The organism is Dryocola boscaweniae (assembly GCF_025215095.1).
GTDB lineage: Bacteria > Pseudomonadota > Gammaproteobacteria > Enterobacterales > Enterobacteriaceae > Dryocola > Dryocola boscaweniae.
Genome location: NZ_JALHAP010000022.1, coordinates 1 through 328, shown reverse-complemented (window position 1 = coordinate 328; position 328 = coordinate 1). Strand labels below are relative to the sequence as shown.

General features: G+C 45.7%; 1 tRNA gene. It reads right to left on the bottom strand.

Annotated elements, in window-relative coordinates:
* Positions 1 to 227: 227 nt before the first annotated feature.
* Positions 228 to 303 (bottom strand) — tRNA-Ala (locus MUA00_RS00105).
* Positions 304 to 328: the final 25 nt, after the last annotated feature.

Genomic DNA, 328 nt, shown 5'->3' with positions numbered 1-328 from the left:
CGTGTACGCTTAGTCGCTTAACCTCACAACCCGAAGGTGTCTCGTGAGACACAGTCGTGATTGTGAAAATTTGAGAGACTCGAACACACCGTATCTTCCTTTCTTATTACGGAGAAAGGAAACAGTGCGTCGTTTCAATTTTCAGCTTGTTCCGGATTTTTAAAGAGCAAATATCTCAAACGTGATTCCTGAGAATCAGTTTTGAGATAGTATTGAGCATGAAAGGATGGTGGAGCTAAGCGGGATCGAACCGCTGACCTCCTGCGTGCAAGGCAGGCGCTCTCCCAGCTGAGCTATAGCCCCATCGATTTCGTAAAACCTTTGATTT